This window comes from Polyangium sorediatum (assembly GCF_029946465.1).
Classification (GTDB): Bacteria; Myxococcota_A; Polyangia; order Polyangiales; family Polyangiaceae; genus Polyangium; species Polyangium fumosum.
This window is the reverse complement of record NZ_JARZHI010000035.1, coordinates 80,711-98,460: the sequence shown is the minus strand read 5'-3', so window position 1 is coordinate 98,460 and position 17,750 is coordinate 80,711. Positions and strand designations below refer to the sequence as shown.

Genomic DNA, 17,750 nt, shown 5'->3' with positions numbered 1-17,750 from the left:
CCTGCGACGATGCCGTTCCTGCGTTTTTTGTGCGGAGCGATGAAATTTCTGGGTGGCGTGAGACGAAGTCTCGTAGCATCGGCCCCTTCCGCGGGCGCGACCGCTACGGCCGGAAGAGGTTCCGTTCATGGATCCCCTGATCCAGATCGAGTCGATCACGAAGGTGTACTGGATGGGGCAGATCGAGGTGCACGCGCTCCGCAATGTCTCGCTCGAGATCGGGAAGGGCGAGATGGTCGCCATCATGGGCGCCTCCGGGTCGGGGAAGTCGACGATGCTCAACGTCATCGGGACCCTCGACCGGCCGACAGAGGGGCGATATCGTCTCGATGGAGAGGATGTGGGGGCGCTCGACGAGGTGGAGCTCGCGCACCTCCGAAACCGCAAGATCGGGTTCGTTTTTCAGTCGTTCAACCTCCTGCCCCGGGACAACGCCCTCCAGAACGTCGAGCTGCCGATGATCTATTCGGGTATCCGGCCGTCGGAACGCCGAGAACGCGCGCGGCGCGCGCTCGTGCGCGTCGGCCTCGCCGAGCGTATCGATCATCTGCCGAACCAGCTCTCCGGCGGCCAGCAGCAACGCGTCGCCATTGCCCGCGCGATCGTCAATGAGCCCTTGCTCCTGCTCGCCGACGAGCCCACGGGGGCGCTCGACTCCGCCACGACGGTGCAGGTGATGGGCCTCTTTCGCGAGCTCCACGCCCAGGGAATGACCGTGGTCGTCGTGACGCACGACGAGGCCATCGCCGCTTATGCGGACCGGGTCATCACCTTCAAGGACGGGACCTTGCTCTCCGACGTGTCGAGGTCTGTCGAGGCCGACCCAGGATCGGCCGCAGCCGCGCAGGGAGCCACGGCATGAGCGCGAAGCGGAAACGGCGGTGGCCGTGGCTCTTCGCGCTCGTCGTGATCGTCGCCCTCGGCGTCGTCATTTCGCAGCGGGGCGGCGCGGGAGCGGCCCCGCTCGACCCCGCGCTCGTCGTGACGGCGAAACGCTCGGAGTTGGTCCTGGAGGTGGTCGAGACCGGGAAGGTCGAGGCGCGCAACAAGGTCGAGCTCAAATCGAAGGTCCCTGGCCAGGTGGCCGAGGTCCTCGTGGACGAAGGCGCGCAGGTGAAAAAAGGAGACCTGCTCGTCGTCCTCGATCCGACGGACTATCAACGCGAGCTCGCCCGCGCGGAAGCCGAGCTCGCGAACGCGCAGGCGTCCGTTGCTTATGCCAAACTCGTCCTCGGCCGGAAAACCGCGGGTGTCGAGGGGTCCGTTGTCCCCGCGCACGAGCTCGATGCGGCCCGGCACGACCTGGCCACGAAGGACATCTCCGTGCGGCAGGCGCGCGTCGCGGTGGACATCGCCCGGGATCGCCTTCGATACACGAAGATCGTCGCGCCGATGGCCGGCACGGTGATCCAGCGCGGAATCGAGCCGGGGGAGGTCGTCACCCCCGGCGTGCAGGCCACCTTCAATGGCGAGGCGCTGCTCGTCGTGGCCGACCTCTCGACGCTGGTCGTCAAAATCGAGGTCAATCAGATCGACGTGGCGAAGATTCAACTCGGGCAGGCCGCGACCCTGACGCTCGACGCGCTCCCCGGGAAAACCTACGAGGCGCGCGTGACGAAGATCGCGCCGGCGTCGACGCGCCCGCAGGGCAGGGACGTGGACGTGTTCCCGATCGAGGCCGAGCTCACCGCGGCCGATGCGCAGATCAAGCCGGGGATGTCCGCCGACGTGCGGATTCGTCTCGACGTACGCCGCGACGTCCTCACGCTGCCGATCGAGGCGGTCCGGGAGAGCGGCGGCAAGGCGCGCGTCACGCGCGTCCACGATGGCCCCGAGGGCCGACAAACGACGGAGGAGGTCGAGGTCGTCCTCGGCGCGCGCACCGATCGCGAGGTCGAGGTGGTGCGCGGGATCGAGGAGGGGAACCGCGTCCTGCTCGAGCCGGGGTCTGCCGCCGCCAACGAGACGCAGATGTGATGTGGACGAGTCACCTCGTGATCGCCGCCAAGGCGCTCGTGGCGCACAAGCTCCGCTCGCTCCTGACGGTCACGAGCATCATGATCGGCGCGTTCGCCATCGTCCTCATGTCGTCGCTCGCCGAGAGCGGGCTCCAGACGCTCAGCCGCGGCATCGAGGAGATCGGCGGCGCTCGGCTGCTCCTCTTCGTGCCCAAGGTGCCGGAGCGCGCCGCGCGCAAGCAGGGCATGTACACGCTCGGCTTCGAACTGCGCGACAAGGCGCGGTACTTCGATCAGGTCCCGCACGTCGTCGAGACGGCGATGTACGCGTCGCTGGGCACGAAGGACATCCTCTCGTTGAAAGGGAAACAGGAGCGCACGTCCCTCGTCGCCAGCGACGAGAGCTTCTTCGCGGCGTACGGGATGCGCATCGGTCGAGGCCGCGCGTTCACCGAGGAGGAGAACAAACGCCACGCGCGGGTCTGCGTCGTCGGCCACAAGCTCGCGGAAAAACTCTGGGATGGTGATCCGCTCGGGCAAAACGTCACCATCGGCGTGCTGCGGTGCCGGGTCATCGGCGTCCTCGCGAACAACGAGCGCTTCGGCGTCGGGTTCGGGTTCGATTGGGTCGACCTGCTCATCGCGCCGCTCGAGACCGTGGCGGAGCTTTTGCCGCGCACGCGATTCGAAACGACGGTCGTCGCGAAGACCGACGACGCGAAGCAGAACGACGCGGTCAAGCGCATCGTCAACGCGCGCCTCGTCTCGCGCCATCGCGGCGTCGACGATTTCACGATCTACGACTTCAGCTCGATCATGGGGAAGTTCGAGATGATCTTCCTGATCATGGAGGCCGTCGTCGGCCTGATCGCTGGCGTCGCGCTTCTGATCGGCGGGATCGGCGTGATGAACATGATGCTCGTCAGCGTCTCGGAGCGCGTGCGCGAGATCGGGATCCGCAAGGCCCTCGGCGCGACGCCGCGCGACATCGGCGCGCAGTTCCTCGTCGAGGCCATGCTCCTCTCCGGCTTCGGCGGTCTGCTCGGCACGGCCGCAGGCGCGCTCGTCGCGCTGGTCGCGGCGCCGCTGGTCGCGTCGGCCATCCCGACCTGGGTCGGCTCCGTCTCGACGGGAGCGGCCACGGCCGCGCTGCTCGTTTCGCTCGGCCTGGGCGTGGGTTTTGGCTGGTTGCCGGCGCGTCGCGCGGGTGGCCTCGATCCTGTCGTGGCGATGCGTCGATGAGGTTCCTCGATCTGCTCCGGTCCGTGCGGTTCGTCGTCGGCGGGCGGCTGCGCGCCCTGCTCACGCTGCTCGGCGTGATGATCGGATCGGGCTCCATCGTGGTCCTCGCCTCGCTCCTTCGAAGCGGCGAAGCCGCGCTGCTGCGCGCCAGCCAGGAGGCCACCGAGAGCGACCTCGTCCAGGTACGCCGTGAAGAGGCCAACGCGCGAGACCGCAAGCGCACGCGGCGTGAGCTGTCGCGTGACGATGCCCGCGCGCTCCGCGCGTCCGGCGGCATCCGCGGCTTTGATGCGCAGAGCGAGTCGACGAAGCGAACGGAGGCACACGCGGGCGACAAGAAGACGAGCATCACGCTCGTCAGCGCCACGCCGACCGCGCGCTCGCTCTATCGCCTCGAACTTGCGCGTGGTCGTTTCTTCGTCGACGCGGACCTCGAACGTCGCGCGAGGGTGTGCATCCTGGGCCATGAGGTCTGGCAGAAGCTCTTCGGCGATCGGGGCTTCGCGGGGTTCGAAGCCGACGAACTCCCTCGGATCCTCGTCGAGGGGCACACGTGGACGGTGATCGGCGTGCTCGTGAATCGTCCGATCTTCGGCTCGACGGACAGCACCGACATCTGGAACCGGAAGGTGCTCGTCCCCGAGACGACCTACGACGCGATCCTCTCGCCGAACCACGCGGTGAACCGCATCTACGTGCGACGAACGGACACGGCCGAGGTGACGACGCCGCTCTCCACGCTGCGGAGCATCGTCTCGTCGACGCTCCTGCGCAGGCACCTCGGCGTGAAGAACTTCAAGATCGAGGACGACGAGAGCAGCAGTCAGGATCGGCTCATCCTGAGCGTCGTGGAGCTCTTGCTCCTGAGCACGAGCCTCATGGCTCTGCTCGTCGGCGGCATCAACATCATGAACATCATGCTCGTGACCGTGACGGAGCGGACGCGCGAGATCGGCATCCGCCGCGCCGTCGGCGCGCCACGCCGCGCCATCCTGGCCCAGTTCCTCCTCGAAGCCGCGGCCATCTCCTCCGTCGGCGGCGCGTTCGGCGTGCTCGGAGGCGTCGGCATCTCGTGGCTCTTGGCCCAGGTGATGACGCAGGTGGTGGGCCGCTGGGATCACCACGTCGAGCCGTGGTCCCTCGGCCTCGGCCTCGGCCTCGCGCTCGTGACGGGCGTGATCTTCGGCTTCTACCCAGCCTGGCGTGCTGCGCGGCTCGATCCCATCGAGGCGCTCCGCACCGAGTAGGTGCGGCGTGCGTCCGGACGCATCCTCGAGCGCGTTATTGTTTTTGGCGGAGAGAGCGGGATTCGAACCCGCGGTACGTTGCCGTACACACGATTTCCAGTCGTGCACCTTCGACCACTCGGTCACCTCTCCAAACGGTGTGACGATCTGCTGTCTCGCCACCCCGCAGCGCACTCGCGACAACGCGCCGGTAGCTTGGGGCCATCGGCGCGCGTCACGTTTACGCTGGTCTGTGCGGAGAGAGCGGGATTCGAACCCGCGGTACCCGTGAGGGTACACCTGATTTCGAATCAGGCACCTTCGGCCTCTCGGTCACCTCTCCGCGGGCGAAGATGGCAAAAGGCGGCCGCCTGGTCAAGCGTCGTCCGTCCTTGCCAACGAAGAAATATCCAGCGTATGGCTCGGGCCATGCCCCCGCTCGCCCCGAAGGCCCGGAAGGCCCGCGCGTTTGGCGCAGCCGCGCTCCTCGTATCCCTCCTCGGAGCCGAGGAGGCGCGTGCCCAGGCCGCCCCGACGGCCCAGCCGAGGAAGCCCCGACAGACCGCGCTCGACCTCTCGGCGTCGGTCGGCGGCGGCGTTCGCCTCGGCGATGCGCCCCTCTTCCCGGTCACGCAGCGCGGCGGGACCCTGTTCGGCCTCGGGCTCACCTACCTCCTGCACCCCCTCTCGATCGGGCTCACGTACGAGCACGTGGGCCTCGGCCGCGAGGACAGCGGCGTCGTGCCCTTCGGCGCCGTGCGCATCGCGCGCTCGACCGACTCCGCGTGGGCCTCGGTCCGCGTGCGTTTTTCCGGCCTCGAGCCCATCGTGCCGTTCCTCGGCGTGGGCCTCGGCGCCGTTTGGCAAAGCGCACACGCCGACGGCGTCTTCCTCGTCGATGGAGGGCTCCGCGGCGGACAGCCCTTCTCCTGCTCCGCGACGGACAGCCTGAACCTCGGCCTGCGCGCCGCCGTCGGCGTCGAGGTGCCGATCGGAAAAAAGGTCTCGTTCACCGGCGAAGGATCCCTCGACGCCTACCGCCTCTCAAGCGAGGTCATCGAGGGCTGCGCGCCCGGCGCCGGGACGACGAACGCGCTCCTCTTCCGCGTGGGCTTGCTCTACCGCTTCGATCTCAGCGAGGGCCGCGACAAGCCGCTGCCGCCGACGAGCGCTCGTTACGTGCGGTAGTTCGGCGCTTCTTCCGTGATGATCACGTCGTGCACGTGGCTCTCGCGGAGCCCTTGCGACGTGATGCGCACGAAGCGCGCCTTCTGCCGCAGCTCGGCCACCGTCGAGCAGCCCGTGTAGCCCATGCCCGAGCGCAGGCCGCCGACGAGCTGGAACAGGATCGAGCCGAGCGACCCGCGGTACGGCACGCGGCCCTCGATGCCCTCGGGCACGAGCTTCTCGTCCGCCGCGCCGCCCTGACCGTAGCGATCCTTCGAGCCCTTGCGCATCGCGCCGAGCGAGCCCATGCCGCGGTACACCTTGTAGCTGCGGCCCTGGTAGAGCACGAGGTCGCCGGGCGACTCGTCCGTGCCCGCGAAGAGCGAGCCGACCATCACGCACCACGCGCCCGCGGCGAGCGCCTTTGTCACGTCGCCCGAGTACTTGATGCCGCCGTCGGCGATGATCGGGATGCCGTGCCGATCGGCGACGCGCGCGCAGTCGGAGACAGCCGTGATCTGCGGGACGCCGACGCCCGCGACGATCCGCGTCGTGCAGATGCTGCCCGGCCCGATGCCGACCTTCACCGCGTCTGCGCCCGCGTCGACGAGCGCCTCGACGGCCTCGGGCGTGGCCACGTTCCCGCCGACCACGTCGATGTGCGGGAAGCGGTTTTTCACGCGCTTCACGGTGTCCAGCACGCCACGCGAGTGCCCGTGCGCCGTGTCCACGACGAGCACGTCGACGTTCGCCGCCGCGAGCGCCTCGGCGCGCTCGTCCGCGTCCGGCCCCGGGCCGAGCGCGGCGCCGACGCGCAGACGGCCGGCCTCGTCCTTCAGCGCGTCCGGGTTTCGATCGGCCTGCAGGAGATCCTTGATCGTGATGAGACCGATAAGCTTGCCGTTCTCCACGACGAGCAGCTTCTCGATGCGGTGCGCGTGGAGCAGCTCCTTCGCGCGGTCGTTCGAGACGCCCGGCGGCACCGTCACGAGCTCGCGGGTCATCAGCGCGCTGACGGGCTGATCGAGGTTCTTTTCGAAGCGGATGTCGCGCGCCGTCAGGATGCCGACGGGCTTTCCGCCTTCGACGACGGGCACGCCGCTGATGTCGTGCTCGTTCATCACGCCGAGCGCGTCGCGCAGCGACTCGTCGGGGCGCACGGTCACGGGCGAGGTGATCATGCCGCTCTCGGCGCGCTTCACGCGCTCGACCTCGCGCGCCTGCTGCGCGATCGTGAGGTTCTTGTGGACGATGCCGATGCCGCCGGCGCGCGCCATGGCGATGGCGGTGCGTCCCTCGGTGACCGAGTCCATCGCCGCGCTGACGAGCGGAATGTTCAGCGGGATGCGCCGGCTGAAGCGCGCCCGCACGTCCACCTGGTTCGGCAGCACTTCGCTATAGGCCGGGACCAGGAGCACGTCGTCGAAGGTCAGGCATTCGCGGAGCTTGTCGTCGAGCATCAGCTACCTCGGGGGTTTGGGGGCGTAGCTCGCTTGCCGAGCGGAGCCCCCAAGCGTCGAGCGGAGGGGGGCGGGTCTAGCGCGTGCCCGCGGCGAACGCCACGGATCCGGGGCATCGGTGTGTCGGTGCCCACGGCATAGTCGTAAATATTTGTAACAATTACGTAAATTTGGCGGCTCAGCGCGCCTGTTTTCCGCGCGTCGGGCGGCCGTTCGCGCGAGAAGGCGAGCGGCGCGGCGCGGCTATTGAAAGCGGAAGACTGCACGCTTAGAAGGAAGATCCCTTGGCGGAACCGGATGCGGGGCTGCTCGCCCCCGGCAAGATCTTCCACGGCCATTACGAGGTCGTGCGTTGCGTCAGCACCGGCGCCATGGGCGCGGTCTACGAGGTCATCGACCAGAAGACACTCCGCCGCCGCGCCCTCAAGGTGATGCTGCCCGGCCTCGTCGGCAGCCCCGAGATGCGCGAGCGCTTCAAGCTCGAAGCCACGGTCACCGCCGACATCGTCAGCGAGCACATCGTCGAGACGTTCGACGCCGACGTCGACGCCGCGACCGGCGCGCCCTTCCTCGTGATGGAGCTTTTGCGCGGCGACGACCTCGCGAACGTGCTCGGCGACCGGGGGAAACTCTCGCCGCCCGAGATCGTCCTCGTGCTCTCGCAGGCCGCGCGCGCGCTCGACAAGACGCACGCCGCGGGCATCGTGCATCGTGATCTCAAGCCCGAGAACATCTTCATCACGTACCGCGACGACGGCACGCCCCGCATCAAGCTGCTCGATTTCGGCATCGCCAAGGTGCTCGCCTCCGGCCAGCACGCCGGCATGAAGCAGCAGACGATCAACCTCGGCACACCGCCGTACATGTCGCCCGAGCAGATCCTGGGCGAAGGCACGATCGATCATCGCGCCGACCTCTACGCGCTCGCCCACATCGCCTATGCGCTGCTCGTCGGCGAACCGTACTGGCTCGAAGACAGCCGCAAGCTCGAGTCGCTCTACACGCTGCTCTTGCACATCGTGGAGGGCGCGAAGGAGCCGGCTTCGGTGCGCGCGCGTCGCTACGGCGTCGAGCTGCCGCAAGCCTTCGATGCCTGGTTCACCCGCGCGACCTGGCCCAAGCCGGACGGGCGGTTCGTGAAAGCCACGGACCTCGTCCTCTCCCTCGCGCAGGTGCTCGGCATCCCGCTCGACGCGCGGCCGATGACCTCGTCTGGCGACTGGGATCTCACGGCGACCTCGGTCCGCAAGCTCGCGGGTGGGCTCTACCGTCCGCCCACGCCCGGCGCGCCTTCGTCGAACCCCGGCATGCCCGCGCCCGTGCCGCCGCTCCCGCCCGCGCCCGCGCTCCGATCGCCGGGCGCCGCGCCGTACGGACCGTACTCGAACGCGGCGATGGCGACCCCGGCCGCGCCGCCCGCGAAGAAGTCGAACCGCAAGACGATCGGGGCCGTGCTGCTCCTCGCGTTTGTCGTGGGCATCGGCGTCGCGGCGATCGTCCTTCGCTTCTCCGGCCCGGCCGACGCGACGGCCACCACGCCGGCCGCAGGGGGCGTCGCGCCGACCGTCGCCTCTTCGGCCCCCGAGGCCCGCGCGCCTTCGAGCGCCGCGGCGCCTGAGGCGCTTCCCGCGGCGACGACCGCAACGCCGGCGCCCTCGTCCGCAAGCGCCACTACGCCGGCGGCAGCGACGACGGGCAAGGCAGCAAGCCCGACGACCACGACGACGAACCCCGCGACCAAGCGCACGACGAAGAAGCAAACGGGGTATGATCCGCTCCGTGAGCTTTGAGCCACGCGATCCCGCTGCGCTGTCGTGCACAGACGTCGCTCGCTCCCCGCGGAAAACCCGCTCGGCGGGCGCTCGACGTGCGCGCGTCGGATCCGTGCTCCTCGCGTGCCTCGGAGCGTCGCTCGTCGCGGCGCCGCCTCGTGTCGCGCAGGCGCAGAGCGCGTCCGTCCCCGATCCTGCGGCGGCCGCGCTCTTTCAGGCGGGCCGGGATCTGCTCGATCGCGGCAACTGGAAGGAGGGCTGCGCCAAGTTCGAGGCGAGCATGATCCTCTACCCCGCGGCGAGCACCCTGCTCAACATCGCGCGATGTTACGAGCATGAAGGAAAGCTCGCGCTCGGGTGGTCGGCCTACCAGCGCGCGATCATCCTGAACCGCGAGACCCAAGGGGAGGAGCGCAAGCGCGCGCTCGAGGACGTGGCGCAGAAGGGGCTCGCGAAGATCGAGCCGCGCCTGCCGCGCATCAAGATCGCCGTCAGCGGCAGCGCGCCCCCGGGGCTGCGCGTCACGCACAACGGCAAGGATGTGCCCGTCGCGATGCTCGGCACGGTCATCCCCGTGGATCCAGGCCCGCAGTCGATCAGCGCCGACGCACCCGGTTACGAGCCGTTCACGCAGACCGTGGAGGTCGCCGAGGGCAAGGTCCTCGACGTCGTGATCGCGCTGCGCACCGACGAAGAGGCCGCGGGAGGCCGGCGCATCCCGATCTGGGCATGGGCGGCCGGGGGCGCCGGCGTCGCGCTCCTCGCGGGCGCGGCCGCGTTCCGGATCGATCAGGCCTACATCGAGGGCAAGCAGTCGGGCATCTGCGACGGCGACGTCCAGAAGAACTGCCCGCCGCTCACGTTTTACGACCCCGCGCCCGACAACACGCGCAAGAACCGCAGCAACGCCCTCTTCATCGGGCTCGGCATCGGGGGCGTCGCGGCGCTCTCGGCGGCGGTCGTCGGGTTCGTCACGGCGCCGAAGACGGGCGCGTCGCGCACGGCGAAGCTCACGACATGGCCGTGGGTCGGCCCGGACGGCGCGGGCGCGGGGATCGGAGGTCGTTTCTGATGGACCGCACGGATCGCAGAGCTCTCCTCGTGCTGGCCCTCGGGCTCGCGGCGATCGGCGCGCCAGGATGCGCGGCCGAGGACGCCCAGCCGGGGACCCGGGTCCCCAACACCACGACCGGCGGCGGCGGGCGCGAGGGCGGAGATCTCGTCTGGCAGAAGAGCTTCGGCCAAACGGGCATCGACTCGAACCAGAGCGTCCGCGACATGGCCGTCCTGCGCGACGAGGGCCACGTCTTCGCCGTCGTGGATTTCGACAATCAGCTCGAGATCCCGAACCTCGAAGGCGCCCCGTACATGACCACGGGGGCGTTCGACATCGCCGTCGTGAAGATGTCCGTCGTCGGGGGCAACGTGGTGTGGGGCAAGCACATCGGCGATCCCTCCGAGCAGTACCGGACCACGGTGGCCGTCGACAAGGTCGGCAGCGTCGTCCTCGCGGGCGGGTGGGACGGGCTGCTCTCCGTCGACGGCCACACGGCGAACCCGTTCGGCGGGGTCGACGCGTACGCGGTGAAGCTCAAACCGGAAGGCGTGGCTCAGTGGGTCTACCGGGTCGGGGACGCGGAGACGCAGTTCGTGACCGACGTCGCGCTCGATCCGGAGGGGAACGTGATCCTGGTCGGCGTGGTGAGAGGAACCGTCGACTTCGGCGACGGCGTCCCGAGCGCGCCGGACCCCGGCACCGACATCTTCGTCGTCAAGCTCGACTCTGCGGGCAAGCACCTCTGGCACCAGCGCGTCGGCAGGGCGGCGAGCGACGACGTGAAAAACCCGAGCGCGTCGGTCGAGGTCATGCCGAGCGGCGACATCGTCGTCGCGGGCAACATGGCCGAGACGCTCACGTTCTCGGGCTGCACGCTTCCGCAGTACGGCGGCTCTGACGCGTTCGTCGTGCGGCTCGCGCCGGACGGCTCCTGCGTGTTTGGAAAGACCTTCGGCCCGGCGGAGGATCAGCGCGCGTACGGCCTCGCGATTGGTCCGTCGAACGAGATCCTCGTGACGGGCGAGTTCGCGGGCGCGTTCGACCTCGGCGGTGGCGCCACGCTGAAGAGCCGGGACGGCACCGATCTCTTCGTGCTCGCGCTCGACGCCACGGGCCAGCACCTCTGGAGCCGCCGCTTCGGCTCGTTTGGCAACCAGACCGGCCGATCGATCGCGGTCGCGCCGAGCGGCGAGATCGTCGTCGGCGGCGAGTACCGGGGCATGCTCGAGTTCTACGACGAGGACGCGGTCATCAACGTCCAGAGCGGCGGGTCGCCGAGCGACGTGTTCGTCCTGAAGCTCGACGCGGCAGGGCAGGTCTTGTGGGGGAAGGGCTTCGGCGCGGACGACGACCAGGCCGCGACCACCGTCGGCTTCGACAACGAGGAGCGGGTTCTCGTCGGCGGCTGGTTCAGGCGCTCTCTGTCGCTGTCCGCGGACAAGGGGCTGACGAACAGCGGCCCGAACGGCGACGACGGCTTCGTCTTCGCGCTCTCGCCCTGACGCGGACTACGTTCGCGTCGCGGCGACGCGGATCTTCCCGGCCGGCCCGTCGTCGAGCCTGCCCACGATCGCCCGCGCCGGCGTGCCGCGTGCTTCGAGCTCCCTGACGAGCGCGTCCACGCGGGCCGGCTCCACCGCGATGAGCAGCCCGCCCGAGGTCTGCGCGTCGGAGAGCACGAGCTCGGCGGGTTTGTCGATCCCGTCCTCGTAGCTCACGTGATCCTTCAGGAAGCGCCAGTTCGCGTGTGTCCCGCCGGGCGCGATGCCTTCCTTCACGTAGGCCCACGCCTCCTCCACGACGGGCACCGCGTCGAGCCACACCGTCGCGCCGCATCCGCTCGCGGCCACCACGTTCCGCAGGTGCCCGAGCAGCCCGAAGCCCGTCACGTCCGTCGCCGCGTGCACGCCTACGGCCGTCATCGCCTCGCAGGCCCCGCGGTTCAGCGTCGACATGAGCTGGATCGCCTTCCCGATCGCGCCGCGCGTGTCCTTGTTCTGCTTCGCGGCCGTCGTCAGGATCCCGATCCCGAGCGGCTTCGTCAGCACGAGCAGATCACCCGGACGACCTCCCGCGTTCGACACCACGCGATCCGGATGCACCACGCCCGTCACGGCGAGCCCATAGATCGGCTCGTCCGTCTTGATCGTGTGACCTCCGACGAGATCGATCCCCGCCTCACGCGCCTTCTCGGCCCCGCCGCGCAGGATCTCCGCGAGGATCGAGGCGTCGAGGGTTTCGTCGGGGAAGCCCACGAGGTTCAGCGCCGTCAGCGGCTTGCCGCCCATCGCGTACACGTCGCTGAGCGCGTTCGTCGCGGCGACCGCGCCGAAGTCGTACGGATCATCGACGACGGGCGTGAAGAAGTCCGTCGTCAGCACGAGCGCCGTGTCGGCGGAGAGCCGGTAGACGGCCGCGTCGTCGGCGGTGCTCGTCCCGATCATCACGTTGGGATCGGTGATCGGCGGCAGACCTCGGAGGAGCGGGAAGAGATACCCGGGCGGATGTTTCGCTGCGCAGCCCGCGCGCTTGGCGACCTGGGTGAGCCGTACGGTCATGGTTGCCTCGACGTCCTACGCAGGGATGGGGTGCACGCCGTCGCGGATCCAGCCCTCGCTGATGGTGCGGAACGACGCCTCCGTGCCGAGCCCGGCCATCACCGAGGCGAGGCCCCATTGCAGGCGGTTCACGAACGTGAAGTCCTGCGGCATCTTCGGCACGTGCGGGATGTTCGGGATCGCCTCGCCTTCCTTGAAGGCCAGGCTCTTGATGCCGCGCGCCAGGAACTGCACCGTCTCGCGTGATTTCTCGCGCGAGCAGACCCACGTGCCCTTCGTCGTGAGCGGCATCATGAGCTCCATCGTGTAGCTCCGGTAGAGATCCCAGGTCTCGTCGTTCGGGTCGTAGCCGAGCACCTCGATGCACGCGCGATCGAACTCGACCCAGTCCCCGTCGAGCGCGGCGCGCATGTAGCGCTTCATGTCGTTCACGAGGTCGGGCGGCAGCATCTTCACGCAGCCGAAATCCAGGAACCAGACGCGCCCGTCCGGCAGGAAGCGGTAGTTGCCCGGGTGCGGGTCGGCGTAGAGCACGCCGTAGCGGAGCATCGACCGGAACGTGAAGCGCCAGATCGCCTCGCCGGCGCGGTTGCGCGCCTCCTGGCTGCCTTCCTTGCAGAAGTCGGCGTAGGGCGCGCCGTCGGCGAAGCTCGTCGTGATCACGCGCCTCGTCGTCAGCGAGTGGTGGACCTCGGGGATCAGGATGTCCGGCTCGTCCGTGTTGAGGCGGCGGAAGAGGTCGGCCATCTCGGCCTCGCGGCCGTAGTCGAGCTCGGCCAGGAAGACCTGCCGGATCTCGTCGAGCGTCTGCGTCGCGTTGAGCTTGCGCGAGAGCGGCTTGATCATCGTCTCGAGCAGCGAGATGCTCTTCAGGTCGTTCTCGATCGCCTTGTCGATCCCGGGGTATTGGACCTTCACGGCCACGCGCTCGCCCGCCTTCGTGACGGCGCGGTGCACCTGACCGATGCTCGCCGCGGCGAAGGGCTCGCGCTCCCACTTCGCGAAGACCTCCTCGGGCGGCGCGCCGAGCTCGGTCTGGATCATCTGCGCGGCGGACTCGGCCGAGAGCGGCGGCGCCTTGTCCTGAAGCTTTTTCAGCGCGGCCTGGAATTTGTCCTCGTGGCCGGGTGGGGCGAGGCCGTCGATGTAGCTCGCCATCTGGCCGAGCTTCAGGGGCAGGCCCTTCATCTCGCCGAGCGTCTTCAGCATCGCCTCGGCGGTCTTCTTGACCTCGGCGGCCATGCGCTCTTTCGCGGCCGCCTCCTCGTCCTCGGTGCGAGGGCTCTTCGAGAGCGCGCGTTTGGCGCCTTCGAGGGCGAAGGGGATCGAGCGCGGGGCGAGGCTCGCGAGCCTCGCGATCCGGCCGAGTCGAGAGGTCGGCGGCTTGTCCTTGGGCTTGTCGTCGGCCATGCGGGGGCGCGGCGCCTTGGGTGCCGCAAGCGTTACTTGGGCTTGCTCGACCAGCATCGTCAAGGGAGATGGCTGCTCGCGCCGAGGAAATCGTGCCGTGGACGACCCTCGTCCCGCCGCGCTACGGTCGCACCTGCCGTGCGCGGGCGCGCATGAACGCGCCTGCGACGAGGAGTTTCCCGATGAAGCCTGCCCTCCTGGTCATCGACGTACAGAAGCAATTTTTCGACGAAAGCCCCGAGACAGCGCGCTCGCTGACGAACGCGATCGAGTACATCAATGCCGGCATCGCGCTCTTTCGCGCGAAAAACCTGCCCGTCGTCTGCGTGCAGGACATCGGCGAAGAGGACGAGCGGGTCCCGGGCACCACGCGCTTCGAGGTGCCCGAAAGCGTGAAGGTCCTCCCCTCGGACCTGCACATTCACAAGACGTACGGAAATTCGTTCAACAAGACGCCGCTCGCGGGCGCCTTGCGCGAGCGCGGCGTCGATACCGTCATCCTCACCGGGTATTGCGCCGAGTATTGCGTGCTCTCCACCTATCGCGGCGCGCTCGACCACGACTTCACGCCGATCCTCCTTCGGGGCTCGCTCGCGAGCGGCGTCGCGGAGAACATTCCGTTCGTGGAGCGCATCAGCGACGTCATTTCTTATGGCGCGCTGAAGCAGGTCCTCGGCTGATCGGACGTAAAGGCGGACACGCACCGCGTTGACAGAAACCGGGGATCTTGGTCGCATCCCGGCAATGACGTCCCCGCGTGTGCGAACCTTCCTCTCCCTCGGCCTCCTCGGTTTCGCGACGACGGCGCTCGTGCCGCTCGGCTGCGGGGCCAAGATTGTCTACTCGGCGATGAGCGAGGGCCCACGCGTACCGGACGCCACCGCGGAGCGCTTGCGAGAATGCGTCGATGAGTTCGGTGGCGACCTTCGCGGGGGGTACTACACGTTCGACTACACGGTGAAGGTCGACGAGGAGGGCCGCGTGGTCGATGTGGAGTCGAAGGGCGTGCCCCACGCGGATCTCGCGGGCTGTACGCGGATCGCGTTGCACGTCATGACCATCCCGGAGGACCTCTTCAGGCTGCGCAAGCTGCGCCTGTCCGAGTCGCCCGCTCCTGCGAACGGGCAGACGCCGGCCGAGCGTGGACTCGTCGGTAACCCCGGGGTGCTCGTGGCTGTGGCCATTGCGCTCGCCGACCTCATCATCGAAGCGGGCCCCGTCGTCATCGTGATCGCCGCTTCGCTGGAGCTCAGCAAGGATATTGCGGAGACGGTTGGGAAGAAGTCAGGCCCGCTGTCCTGTCAAGACCATCTCAACGCTTGCCTGGGCTCGCCTCTGGCAGACTTGCCGGGGCATGTCGAAGGCAATAAGAGATGTGCCATGTGCTATGATTTGTGCAGGGGCAGGGGAACATGGCCCAAGGGAATCGAATTGACGGATGAGTCCTGGGCGTCGTGCATCTACCCGAATATCAAATGGTACCATTAGGACCGACATGATTACGGAAAAAGAAAGAGCGGCTCAACTCTTCTCGGATTTCGCGAAGGCGCACGACGCCCTCCTGGTCAAATCGCTGGACCGAAACCGGACTTTCGCCGAGGCCGTCGACGACTACCGAAAGCTCGAGGCGGAGTTCGTGGCGCGCGCAGGCGACAGCGACTTTGCCGTGGTCGAAACGAGGCGACGCGTCGCTGAGGCCATCCTCTTGCTCGCGAACGAAAAACGCATGCCCTTTGAGGTCTGCCGCGAGGCGTGGAACGAGCTTGTTCGCCTCGGCTTCACGAATATTCACGTCAGGTGCATGAAGACCTGGTTTTACGCGGATTGCTGCGCGTACGACGAAAAGCCCGAGGAGGGTCTCGCCGTGCTCGAGCCCCTCATCGCCGAACTCGAGTGTGGGTTCGAGGAAGCCAAGGCGGCGCAGCGCCGCACGGGCTTTTACGAGGACCAGCTGGAGACCCTGGAGAAGCTCCGGGGCGCGCTCTTGGCCCAGCAAAGGGGAGAACTCCGCCCGGAGCGAAGCACCCGGCGGCTCGACGAGGCGGCCCCTCCGACGCCGGAAGAATGAAAAGAGGCTCGATGCGCTCGATGACGAGTTCTCCAAGGCGCGCCTCTCCGTCGTCAAGACCTTTGCGAGGACAGCGGGGCGGAGCTTCGCCGACGTCGTCGCCGGTCCCCGGCGTCCTCGTTCGGCTCGACTCGCCCGCGCACCTCGCCGGGCAGGGCACGAGCGCCGGCGGCATCATGATCGGCGGCGTGATCGTCCGCCGGCCCGACCTCTTCGGCGCCACCGTGATCCGCGTGGGCATGGTGAACGCCTTGCGCTTCGAGCAAATCCCGATCGGCCCCTTCAACACGAGCAAATTCGGAACGGTCAAATGATTCGTCCTCCCCGCATCTCCGACCTCCACGCCGTCTTCGCCGTCGAGCGCGACGTCTTCGGCACGCACGTCTATCCGGACTTTTTCTTCCGGCAGGCGTTTGATCTCTGGGGCGACACCTTTTTCGTGGCCGACGGCGAAGACGGCTCGCTCGACGGATACGTCCTCGGCGTCTCCTCGCACGAGCCCGGCGTCATGTGGGTCCTCTCCCTCGCCGTTCGGGCCGCGTCACGGGGGCGCGGCATCGGCAAAGCGCTGATGCACGAGCTGCTCGCGGCCATGAAGGCCCGCGGCACGTCCTCGGCCAAGCTCACGGTGCACCCGGACAATCCGGCCGTGACGCTTTACCGGAACCTCGGATTCGAGGTCATCGGCGAGGAACCGCATTATTTCGGCGAGAAGGACCCCCGGTGGGTCATGGAGCTGCGATGGGGATGAAGTCGCTCGCGGGGGGGGGCGGGAGAGGGGCAGCCGGTCAGCCCGTCGCGGGGGCGTCGTCCGCGCTGTCATCCTCGACGGCGCGGCTTGGCGGCTTGATGTGGGTGAGCGCGAATGCCTTGAGGAGCGCGGGTTGCGATTGGGAAGCTGCCGCCAGCCGCGCGGTGTTTCTCGCCGAGCGGCACAGGGTCACGATGATCCCGTCGATGACATCCATCTGCTCGGTGGAGAGCTGCGTGCCGGTCCCCTCGCGCGCGTCCGCGGCAGCGCGCAGCGAGGCGGCGGCCGCGGCGAGCGATAGCAACGCCGTCATCCCCCCGCGCTTCTTCGCGACCTCGACCACGGTCTCGCTGCTCATTGTCGTCCGAAGCGAGTCGAGCTGCGTCGCGAGCTTCTCCGCGTCGTCGGGCAACACGCTCGCGCGATCGAGCGCCGTCTCCACCGTGCGCGCCGTGTCCTCGTACCCCGCGTCCTCGAGCACGCGGTGCGCGGCTGCGAGGACCGATCGTGCGCGTGCGCGCGCGGCCTTCGCTTCCGTGGTCGCGGCGAGATAAGCCTGGCTCGTCGACCTCTTTTTCCCGGCGGCCTCGTCGCGCCCCACGCCTGCGTCGATCAGCGCATTTCGCGCGGCTTCGAGCAGCACCACGTCCTCGGAGGCGAATCCGCAGTCGAGGAGGGCCGACGCGTACGAATCGAGGGCGTGGAGGGTCTTGTTCGCCTGCTTGAGCGTGTCGCTGGACCCGTACGCGCGGCCGATGCGGAGGTAACGGTCGCGGCCTTTGGGGGAGATCGTCGTGAGATCGAGGGGCATGTTCGTGTCCTACCTGCGCATGTGCGCGGTTCTGAGGTTGTCAAGGCGCCGTCAGCGCGAGCGTTCGACGAAGCCGAGCGCGCATTCATGGGTTGAAATTGTGCCTTTGTGACGGAGACGTCTGCCGCGGCGGAGCGCGCGCGTGCATGCACCCGTCGGCGCGCTGCATTCACCCGTCGGCGCGCTGCATTCCTGCGGTCGGCGCGTGCCTTCACGTGTTCGACGTGTGCCGCCACACGTCGAGGGCCTGCCTTCGGGTAGAGCGAGCGT

Annotated in this window: 17 protein-coding genes and 2 tRNA genes; 13 read left to right on the top strand and 6 right to left on the bottom strand. The window is 68.5% G+C overall.

The window, feature by feature from the left end:
- Positions 1-127: 127 nt before the first annotated feature.
- The 4 genes from QHF89_RS30940 to QHF89_RS30925 are packed head-to-tail and all read left to right on the top strand — an operon-like array spanning position 128 to position 4,447.
- A complete protein-coding gene (locus QHF89_RS30940) occupies positions 128-862 on the top strand; it encodes an ABC transporter ATP-binding protein (RefSeq protein ID WP_136965402.1) in 735 nt (244 codons plus the stop codon).
- On the top strand, positions 859-1,977 hold the full coding sequence (locus QHF89_RS30935; protein WP_136927391.1) for an efflux RND transporter periplasmic adaptor subunit: 1,119 nt from the start codon (positions 859-861) through the stop codon (positions 1,975-1,977). Before QHF89_RS30940 ends, QHF89_RS30935 begins: the two co-directional genes overlap by 4 nt.
- Positions 1,977-3,200, top strand: a complete 1,224-nt coding sequence (locus QHF89_RS30930; RefSeq protein ID WP_284721139.1) for an ABC transporter permease — start codon at positions 1,977-1,979, stop codon at positions 3,198-3,200. Before QHF89_RS30935 ends, QHF89_RS30930 begins: the two co-directional genes overlap by 1 nt.
- Entirely contained in the window at positions 3,197-4,447 is a 1,251-nt protein-coding gene (locus QHF89_RS30925) for an ABC transporter permease (protein ID WP_284721138.1), read from the top strand. The genes QHF89_RS30930 and QHF89_RS30925 overlap by 4 nt, the downstream gene beginning before the upstream one ends.
- Before the next feature lie 44 nt (positions 4,448-4,491).
- Here QHF89_RS30925 and QHF89_RS30920 read toward each other — a convergent pair.
- Together QHF89_RS30920 and QHF89_RS30915 are read right to left on the bottom strand one after the other, a co-directional pair.
- Positions 4,492-4,579, bottom strand: a tRNA-Ser gene (locus QHF89_RS30920).
- Between the two features lie 103 nt (positions 4,580-4,682).
- Positions 4,683-4,769 (bottom strand) — tRNA-Ser (locus QHF89_RS30915).
- 86 nt (positions 4,770-4,855) lie between these two features.
- On the opposite strand from QHF89_RS30915, the gene QHF89_RS30910 reads away from it, so the two are divergent.
- Positions 4,856-5,614: a hypothetical protein gene (locus tag QHF89_RS30910; protein ID WP_136965404.1), complete on the top strand. Its 759-nt coding sequence runs from the start codon at positions 4,856-4,858 to the stop codon at positions 5,612-5,614.
- Here the strand turns inward: QHF89_RS30910 and guaB are convergent.
- Positions 5,602-7,053 carry an IMP dehydrogenase gene (guaB, locus tag QHF89_RS30905; protein WP_136965405.1) on the bottom strand — a complete coding sequence of 484 codons (1,452 nt, stop codon included), beginning with the start codon at positions 7,051-7,053 and terminating at the stop codon, positions 5,602-5,604. The genes QHF89_RS30910 and guaB overlap by 13 nt on opposite strands.
- Positions 7,054-7,337: 284 nt before the next feature.
- Here guaB and QHF89_RS30900 point away from each other — a divergent pair, with 284 nt between their 5' ends.
- From QHF89_RS30900 to QHF89_RS30890, 3 genes are all read left to right on the top strand, one after another.
- Positions 7,338-8,843: a serine/threonine protein kinase gene (locus QHF89_RS30900; protein WP_136965406.1), complete on the top strand. Its 1,506-nt coding sequence runs from the start codon at positions 7,338-7,340 to the stop codon at positions 8,841-8,843.
- A gap of 94 nt (positions 8,844-8,937) precedes the next feature.
- Positions 8,938-9,897, top strand: a complete 960-nt coding sequence (locus tag QHF89_RS30895) for a PEGA domain-containing protein (RefSeq protein WP_136965407.1) — start codon at positions 8,938-8,940, stop codon at positions 9,895-9,897.
- Complete coding sequence (locus QHF89_RS30890; protein ID WP_136965408.1) at positions 9,897-11,384, top strand: hypothetical protein; 1,488 nt, start codon at positions 9,897-9,899, stop codon at positions 11,382-11,384. Before QHF89_RS30895 ends, QHF89_RS30890 begins: the two co-directional genes overlap by 1 nt.
- Before the next feature lie 6 nt (positions 11,385-11,390).
- On the opposite strand, the gene selD is transcribed toward QHF89_RS30890, so the two are convergent.
- Both selD and QHF89_RS30880 read right to left on the bottom strand, forming a co-directional pair.
- Positions 11,391-12,440 (bottom strand): selenide, water dikinase SelD, encoded by a 1,050-nt coding sequence (gene selD, locus QHF89_RS30885; RefSeq protein ID WP_136965409.1) that lies wholly within the window; start codon positions 12,438-12,440, stop codon positions 11,391-11,393.
- 15 nt (positions 12,441-12,455) lie between these two features.
- Complete coding sequence (locus QHF89_RS30880; RefSeq protein WP_136927383.1) at positions 12,456-13,850, bottom strand: ABC1 kinase family protein; 1,395 nt, start codon at positions 13,848-13,850, stop codon at positions 12,456-12,458.
- Between the two features lie 182 nt (positions 13,851-14,032).
- On the opposite strand from QHF89_RS30880, the gene QHF89_RS30875 reads away from it, so the two are divergent.
- The 5 genes from QHF89_RS30875 (at position 14,033) to QHF89_RS30855 (ending at position 16,669) form a co-directional block, all read left to right on the top strand.
- On the top strand, positions 14,033-14,530 hold the full coding sequence (locus QHF89_RS30875; RefSeq protein WP_136965410.1) for a cysteine hydrolase family protein: 498 nt from the start codon (positions 14,033-14,035) through the stop codon (positions 14,528-14,530).
- A 79-nt stretch (positions 14,531-14,609) separates the two neighbouring features.
- A complete protein-coding gene (locus QHF89_RS30870; protein WP_136965411.1) occupies positions 14,610-15,338 on the top strand; it encodes a hypothetical protein in 729 nt (242 codons plus the stop codon).
- Between the two features lie 7 nt (positions 15,339-15,345).
- Positions 15,346-15,918 carry a hypothetical protein gene (locus QHF89_RS30865; protein WP_136965412.1) on the top strand — a complete coding sequence of 191 codons (573 nt, stop codon included), beginning with the start codon at positions 15,346-15,348 and terminating at the stop codon, positions 15,916-15,918.
- Positions 15,919-15,980: 62 nt separating this feature from the next.
- Positions 15,981-16,232 carry a prolyl oligopeptidase family serine peptidase gene (locus tag QHF89_RS30860; RefSeq protein ID WP_284721137.1) on the top strand — a complete coding sequence of 84 codons (252 nt, stop codon included), beginning with the start codon at positions 15,981-15,983 and terminating at the stop codon, positions 16,230-16,232.
- A complete protein-coding gene (locus QHF89_RS30855; protein ID WP_136965414.1) occupies positions 16,229-16,669 on the top strand; it encodes a GNAT family N-acetyltransferase in 441 nt (146 codons plus the stop codon). The genes QHF89_RS30860 and QHF89_RS30855 overlap by 4 nt, the downstream gene beginning before the upstream one ends.
- 37 nt (positions 16,670-16,706) lie before the next feature.
- Here QHF89_RS30855 and QHF89_RS30850 read toward each other — a convergent pair whose 3' ends face one another.
- The gene (locus QHF89_RS30850; protein WP_136965415.1) at positions 16,707-17,480 is read right to left on the bottom strand and encodes a hypothetical protein; all 774 of its coding nucleotides are present in this window, start codon (positions 17,478-17,480) and stop codon (positions 16,707-16,709) included.
- Positions 17,481-17,750: the final 270 nt, after the last annotated feature.

Bases quoted from the DNA above. Each gene is read 5' to 3' on its own strand.
- QHF89_RS30850 (WP_136965415.1), bottom strand. From the start codon at position 17,480: ATGCCCCTCGATCTCACGACGATCTCCCCCAAAGGCCGCGACCGTTAC.
- QHF89_RS30875 (WP_136965410.1), top strand. From the start codon at position 14,033: ATGAAGCCTGCCCTCCTGGTCATCGACGTACAGAAGCAATTTTTCGAC.
- selD (WP_136965409.1), bottom strand. From the start codon at position 12,440: ATGACCGTACGGCTCACCCAGGTCGCCAAGCGCGCGGGCTGCGCAGCG.
- QHF89_RS30890 (WP_136965408.1), top strand. From the start codon at position 9,897: ATGGACCGCACGGATCGCAGAGCTCTCCTCGTGCTGGCCCTCGGGCTC.
- QHF89_RS30930 (WP_284721139.1), top strand. From the start codon at position 1,977: ATGTGGACGAGTCACCTCGTGATCGCCGCCAAGGCGCTCGTGGCGCAC.
- QHF89_RS30935 (WP_136927391.1), top strand. From the start codon at position 859: ATGAGCGCGAAGCGGAAACGGCGGTGGCCGTGGCTCTTCGCGCTCGTC.
- guaB (WP_136965405.1), bottom strand. From the start codon at position 7,053: ATGCTCGACGACAAGCTCCGCGAATGCCTGACCTTCGACGACGTGCTC.
- QHF89_RS30925 (WP_284721138.1), top strand. From the start codon at position 3,197: ATGAGGTTCCTCGATCTGCTCCGGTCCGTGCGGTTCGTCGTCGGCGGG.
- QHF89_RS30880 (WP_136927383.1), bottom strand. From the start codon at position 13,850: ATGGCCGACGACAAGCCCAAGGACAAGCCGCCGACCTCTCGACTCGGC.
- QHF89_RS30910 (WP_136965404.1), top strand. From the start codon at position 4,856: ATGCCCCCGCTCGCCCCGAAGGCCCGGAAGGCCCGCGCGTTTGGCGCA.
- QHF89_RS30855 (WP_136965414.1), top strand. From the start codon at position 16,229: ATGATTCGTCCTCCCCGCATCTCCGACCTCCACGCCGTCTTCGCCGTC.
- QHF89_RS30940 (WP_136965402.1), top strand. From the start codon at position 128: ATGGATCCCCTGATCCAGATCGAGTCGATCACGAAGGTGTACTGGATG.
- QHF89_RS30865 (WP_136965412.1), top strand. From the start codon at position 15,346: ATGATTACGGAAAAAGAAAGAGCGGCTCAACTCTTCTCGGATTTCGCG.